The following is a 3,716-nucleotide window of genomic DNA, read 5'->3' on the forward strand; positions in this document are numbered from 1 at the left end:
AGAATCCGCCGCTTCCACTCGTACACCCCGCGCGCGTATTGAGCGTCCGTGATGACCGATGACAGCCAGAGCGCGTCCATCTGGGCCAGCATGCCGTCGAACTCGCGGATGATTGCCAGGTAGCGGATGGCCCGTGGCGAAGTGATCTTCACCTCCACCGTCCTGGCACTGGTGTAGCCGATGGCGCTCTCGATGCCGTTGCTCTCGGCGACTTCCCGGAGCCGCCGCGATTCCTGGCGCAGATCCTCCAGGCTTTGGTCGATCGACGCATCGACGAGGGCGTCGACTTCCTGTGCCTGCGCTTCCGGTCCGATGAAGCGCAGCACCACGCTCAGCGAGAACAGCGCGTTCGCGCAAATCTCATAGCCGCGGTCGAAGACCTGCTGCGCATGCAGCGAACTCAGCACCACCTTCTGCGTCAGGAATGGCCGGCTGTTGTCCGGCCTGACCGACGGAATCTGCGTCGATGCGCTGTGTTGCCGGTGCGCCATGGCCTGTCTCCGGTGGGGTTGACCAAACACAGCGTAGCGATCGGGTCGCGGCGGCGAGCTGCGAAATGCGACCCCGCGCGGTGCTTTTCGTCCTCCGGCGATCGGGACGACGACAGAGAATCAGTCATCTCTCGTTCCGCTTAGGCCGATCGAAGTGAAGGTAGCTGGCCTTCTTCACAAACAGCATCTTCTCCCAACCCCGGCGGGGTCGCCCCGTCAGGACACGGAGGCATCCCTGCCTTCATGATCAGGAGGCACCATGCCCTCGTTGAACCGAGTCACGCTCATCGGCCATCTCGGCGCCGATCCCGAGCTTCGTACGACCCCGAACCGCGAGACGATCGCCACGATCCGGCTCGCCACGACCGAGACCAGCCGCGACAAGACCACCGGTGCGCGAAAGGAAAGCACCGAGTGGCACCGGGTGATCTTCTTCGGCCGCCTGGCCGAAGTCGTCGGCGACTACCTCCGCAAGGGCGCACCGATCTACCTCGATGGGCGCATCCAGACCCGCAAGTGGCAGGATCAGGCGGGCCAGGACCGCTACACCGTCGAGATCATCGCCAGCGAAATGCAGATGCTCGGCGCTCGCCCTTCCGCGAACGATGCGCCAGCAGTCCAGGCCGAGCGTCGCACCCCGAGTACGCCAGCCGATCCGGTCACCACACCGACGATCGACGAAGTCGCGCCGATCGAGCCGTTCTGAGCCGCTCATGACTTCTTTCACCCACCGGGTGGTCCGTCTCCCCGGTCGGGAGCAGACCCCCATCCCTCTTCAGGAGTGCTGTTGATGGAGCGCGTCATTCTCGTTCTCGCCCTGCTGGCAGGGTTGCATCTGATTCTCTCCTTTCTCCGCTGGGTGGTGCAGACCGTCCAGGTCTGGCTGCTCCAGAAGCCCGAACCGGCGGTCACGCCCGCGCCGGTACCGGAGACCAGGATCGACTGGCGGCCGTACCACCTCCCGGCCTGTCAGCGCCGGAGTCGGATCGACCCCGGTCCGGCAAAGAAGGGCGAGGCGTCGTTCGAAGTCATCGCCTGACATCTCATCCCCGTGCGGGGGCATCGTCCCCGTTCCCGGGGAGGTTGCCCCCTTCTTTTCTGGAGGCATCTCATGACACTCGTTCTTGTCGCTTGTTGCATCTCCGGCTGGATCCTCAGCCGTCCGATCGTTCGCGCTCTGGGGCTTTGACCATGGCCCTCGATCCCGCACTGGACGAAATCGTCAAATCCAACCCCATGCTCGTTCGTCTCTTCAGGGCGCTGCCGATCGCTCCGGCCTGTGATCTCCACCAGAGACTCCAGGCCGGCCGCACCGATCCGGAAACCCGCAAGCTGCTGCGCAGGGCACTGGCCCTTTCGCAGCAGGCACGAACCGCAACCTGAACCCAGCCCCGGCTCGCCGGGGCTTTCCCGAGCGCGTTCGTCGAGCGCTCTCCGGAAAGCAGCATTTGAGCGAGCGCCATGGATTCCCATGCGCCCGAGCAAGTCGCGGTAGCTGGCCGCACGAAACAAGCAGCATTTCATCCACCCTGCCGGGGACGCCTTCCCCGCCAGGGGCAGGTGACTCCGGCATTTTCTACTGGAGGCACCATGCATCCGAGACATCCCGGCCTGCTGCACATGCCGGCCAAGCAGTACCACGCCGATCAGTCGATCGGACATTCCGGCATCCTCAGGATGCTCAAGAGTCCCGCGCATCTGCGCGAAGCCCTCGACCATCCGCCGCCGCCGACACCGGCGATGGCGTTTGGTAGCGCGGTGCACGCGTACGTCCTCGAGCCGGATCGCTTTGCCGAGGAATTCGTGGTGGCCGAGAAGTTCGATCGGCGTACCAAGGAAGGCAAGGAAGCGGCTGCCCGGTTCGAGGAGGCCAATCAGGGCAAGACCGTGATCCCTTCCGAGGATCTGGCGACCCTGAGCCGGATGCGGGCTGCCGTGCTCTCCCACCAGGGCGCGGCCAGCCTGCTCGGGCAGGGAGAAGCCGAGCTATCGGCCTTCTGGACGGATGCCGCCACCGGCATCGCCTGCCGCTGTCGTCCCGACTGGCTCAACGAGACCGCCATCGTCGATCTCAAGAGCTGTCTCGACGCCAGCAGCCGCGGCTTCTCGCGCGCCATCGCCAACCTCGGCTACGACGTGCAGGCGGCGTTCTACGTCGACGGAGTCAAGCGCGTGACCGGCAGCGATCTGCCCTTCCTCTTCGTCGCCGTCGAGAAGGAGCCACCGCATGCCGTCGCCGTGTATCGGGCCGATCCGGAACTCATCGAGATCGGTCGCAGGAAGTACCGGGCCGCGCTGCAGCTGCTGCAGTGGTGCCAGGAATCCGGCAGCTGGCCGGCGTACCAGCCGGCGGGGGAGGTCGAACTGATCTCCCTGCCGCGCTGGGCCGCCAACGCCGAAGCCTTCGAGTTCGACGCCGCCTGAGCGGCACCTTCCAGTCGTACATCCACCCCGGCGGGGAACCAGTCCCCGGTTCGGGCGGCATGGTGTCTCCGCCTTTCTTCTTGGAGAAAACCATGTCACAGACCTTGCGCAATCTGCAGAAATCCCGTCAGGGAACGCCGGCCAACGCGGTATCGTTTCCGGCGATGCTCGAACAGTTCAAGGGCGAAATCGCCCGCGCCTTGCCCCGGCATCTCAGCCCGGAACGCATCGTCCGGGTGGCGCTCACCGCCTTTCGCCTGAATCCGAGACTCGCCGATGTCGATCCGCGCAGCGTCTTCGCGGCCGTCATCCAGTCCAGCCAGCTCGGCCTCGAAGTCGGCCTGATGGGCGAAGCGCACCTCGTCCCGTTTGGCAGCCAGTGCCAGCTGATTCCCGGCTATCAGGGCCTGATGAAGCTCGCACGCAACAGCGGCCTGGTGCAGGATATCTACGGTCATGAGGTGCGGATCAACGACCGCTTCGACATCGTCCTCGGTCTTCACCGGTCCCTGATGCATGAGCCGTTGAAGCAGAACGGTTTCCCCGCTGGCGACGAGGAGCGCGGCGCGGTCGTCGGCTTCTACGCCGTCGCGGTCCTCAAGGATGGCTCCCGGACCTTCCATGCCTTGTCCCGGGAGCAGGTCGAGCAGGTTCGTGACCACTCCCGGGGCTACCAGATGGCCAGGAAGCTGCGCAAGGAGAGTCCGTGGGACACGCACTTCGTCTCGATGGGCCTCAAGACGGTGATTCGCCGCTTGTGCAATCTGCTGCCGAAATCGCCTGAACTGGCGATGGCGCTGG

At 65.1% G+C, this 3,716-nt stretch carries 6 protein-coding genes; 5 read left to right on the forward strand and 1 reads right to left on the reverse strand.

Annotation, left to right across the window (positions count from 1 at the left end):
- Window positions 1-407: hypothetical protein (locus Q1L59_RS15925; protein WP_300334082.1), on the reverse strand; the 407-nt coding region annotated here is incomplete at its 3' end.
- A 343-nt stretch (window positions 408-750) separates the two neighbouring features.
- Here Q1L59_RS15925 and ssb point away from each other — a divergent pair.
- From ssb to Q1L59_RS15950, 5 genes are all read left to right on the forward strand, one after another.
- Window positions 751-1,197 carry a single-stranded DNA-binding protein gene (gene ssb, locus Q1L59_RS15930; protein ID WP_300334084.1) on the forward strand — a complete coding sequence of 149 codons (447 nt, stop codon included), beginning with the start codon at window positions 751-753 and terminating at the stop codon, window positions 1,195-1,197.
- A gap of 84 nt (window positions 1,198-1,281) precedes the next feature.
- Window positions 1,282-1,530, forward strand: coding sequence for a hypothetical protein (locus tag Q1L59_RS15935; RefSeq protein WP_300334086.1), 249 nt, complete (start codon window positions 1,282-1,284; stop codon window positions 1,528-1,530).
- 152 nt (window positions 1,531-1,682) lie between these two features.
- Window positions 1,683-1,874: a hypothetical protein gene (locus tag Q1L59_RS15940; RefSeq protein WP_300334088.1), complete on the forward strand. Its 192-nt coding sequence runs from the start codon at window positions 1,683-1,685 to the stop codon at window positions 1,872-1,874.
- 237 nt (window positions 1,875-2,111) lie between these two features.
- Entirely contained in the window at window positions 2,112-2,915 is an 804-nt protein-coding gene (locus Q1L59_RS15945) for a PD-(D/E)XK nuclease-like domain-containing protein (protein ID WP_300334090.1), read from the forward strand.
- 92 nt (window positions 2,916-3,007) lie between these two features.
- Window positions 3,008-3,716: recombinase RecT (locus Q1L59_RS15950; RefSeq protein WP_300334092.1), on the forward strand; the 709-nt coding region annotated here is incomplete at its 3' end.

This window comes from Accumulibacter sp. (genome assembly GCF_029255125.1).
Taxonomy (GTDB): domain Bacteria; phylum Pseudomonadota; class Gammaproteobacteria; order Burkholderiales; family Rhodocyclaceae; genus Accumulibacter.